General features: G+C 40.5%; 2 protein-coding genes. Both read right to left on the bottom strand.

Annotated features, from left to right (window positions below; genetic code table 11):
* Positions 1-81: 81 nt before the first annotated feature.
* Entirely contained in the window at positions 82-1,611 is a 1,530-nt protein-coding gene (locus tag E5A76_RS14800) for a phospholipase D family protein (protein ID WP_161119382.1), read from the bottom strand.
* Between the two features lie 52 nt (positions 1,612-1,663).
* On the bottom strand, positions 1,664-2,092 hold the full coding sequence (locus tag E5A76_RS14795) for an SH3 domain-containing protein (RefSeq protein ID WP_161119381.1): 429 nt from the start codon (positions 2,090-2,092) through the stop codon (positions 1,664-1,666).
* Positions 2,093-2,426: the final 334 nt, after the last annotated feature.

Below are 2,426 nucleotides of genomic sequence, written 5' to 3'. Positions count from 1 at the left end.
AAAATACTAGCGCAATAATTAGTGAATATTAAATATCTAAGATAAACGTTCGATCTACAGGCGACCCTTTCTAACTCGTACTTACAAATACTTCTCGATAGGCAATAACTGTAAGAACTCTGATTTCATCCGATCCCATTGCTCGGTTTCAGGTTCGCTGTCCCATGTTTTATCGCCGGAGTGCCAATGTACAGTGCCGCTATCAAGGCTTAAGTGCCAACTGTTATTATCTTTCATTGCGCCCTCTAAGGTTCTGGAAAGCTCTGCTGCAACCTTAGGGTTTTCAATCACCAATAACGATTCAGTATTGAGATAAGTCGAACGTAAATTGAAGTTAAAAGAGCCAATCGTCGCGATTTGATGGTCAAACACCGCTGATTTAGCATGTAAACCGTATACTGCGTTCGGTGCACATTTATCGCTATCTTGAAGCACAATCTCGCATAACTTAGCATCAGGCTTTAATTCAAATAAATCGACACCACTTTCCAGCATCTCTTGGCGTCTACCTGCATAGCCAGAGTGATTGGTGACCAAATCATTAGATGCCATTGAGTTGGTTAAGGCTTTGATCTCGACTCCTCTCTGATTAAGCTGCTGTAACCCAGCTAACTGATTGTCATCAAATACAAGATAAGCAGATTCAATAATGATGTCGTTTTGAGTCTTTTCCGCCAGCTTAGATAAATACTGCGCAGTGGCTTTTGGCTGATCGGTATTATTAATATCATCAGGAATTGGCTGATCAGCAATATAGGTCGCTTTCACCCATGTCATATTATCCACCAGCGACGTTAAGTACTGCGCAGCTGACGCTTGGCTTTGTGGCAATGCTGGGTAATGTTTGTAATGGGGAACTGAAATGCTTGATAAATCCGGTTGCTCAAGAGTAGGATCATCACTCAACAAATCAACATCGTATGCCCATTCACTGTTCCAGTAATTATTAAAGCTCTGTTGAACTTCAGTAACCACTTCCCCCCTTGCTAATACATCTCGATCACGCAAATTCAGCTCATGAGAAAGATCGAAATATTCATCACCAATATTGCGTCCGCCTACTACGGTAAATACGCCATCCACGGTGAAAGACTTATTGTGCATTCGACGATTTAAACGTGAAAAATCCCCTAAGAAGCTCATCCATTTACCCGCATTACGGGTTGGGATCGGATTAAAAATACGGATCTCGATATTCGGATGTTTATTTAACCCAGCTAATAAAGCTTCACGCTCGTTTAAATTAATATCATCAAGTAGAACACGAACATGAACACCACGTTCAGCAGCAGCCATTAAGCGACTGGCTAGATAGCTACCAGAAACATCGGAGTTCCAAATATAGTATTGAATATCAATGGTATGTTCTGCGGTTTCAACCAAGGCTAAACGTTGCGCCAGCGCATCCCAACCCGTATTTTGTACCAATACCGCACTCGGTGTTTGTGGAGTTTGTTGCTGACGATGACCATCATTTAATGTCGATAACAAGCTGGTCATTTTCGGGGTTGTTGGCGCAGTTAAGTGCTGAGCTTCTTTAGGTAAAGACGAGCACCCTGTTAGCATGGCAATACAAAATAACGGGGCACGCATCCCTTTATAATTAGGCATATAACAACTTCCTTGTTCATCACATCTGCAATAAGGTTCTCACTCAAACCCATTATTTATTGGCTGATGGCAGATCGTGAGTTAATTCTCTTTTATCACAAACAGCGTAGTGTTGAGTTTCCATCACGTACTTTGCAGCAACCCAACCTTCTGTGCCTTGGTAATTCACTTTACACCAACGTGGGCGCTGTTTTCGGATCACTGCTAACTCAGCGTCAGATAAGGTACTAAATTCTTGATAAGTCACACCACCAACACAACCGCGATTTTGCAAACAGATCCCATCATACGGGATCTCGCCTAGCTTCTTAGCGCTGTAAACAGGCTCTTCACGGATATTGAGCACATCATGTTTTTCAACTAAATGTACATCATAGTAATCAGGCCCATCTGCGGTAGCGTAAGCAAGGTTTATAAAAGCGCTACATAATCCTAAAGCTGTAACTGCCAAAATTGCAGGTTTGATAATGGCTTTTATCATTAGATTGTAGCTCCTCGCTCACTTATCCATTTGATAAAACTATAAACGCTATCAATGAATAGACCAATGAACCGCCCCTGAATTTTAACTATTTTGATACAAATTTGACGTAACAGCACGTCGACAGATTTTTCACCTGCCAATAATTAAGTTTCATCAACAGAAAAAAAGACACGTTTTTTTAACAACATAACTTAAACGTATTGCGATTATTCCTACAAGGAAAACAGTTCGAAATAAAACAAAAAGTTAAATGTTTTCTATATGTTTCATTTTGACCTTTTTGGTAAACAAAAAGTAACCAAAGCCATTTCGCACATGTGTTTTATTAACG

The organism is Photobacterium lucens (assembly GCF_009873615.1).
Taxonomy (GTDB): Bacteria; Pseudomonadota; Gammaproteobacteria; order Enterobacterales; family Vibrionaceae; genus Photobacterium; species Photobacterium lucens.
Note: the sequence above shows the minus strand (reverse complement) of the source record. Positions and strands in the feature narration are given on the sequence as shown.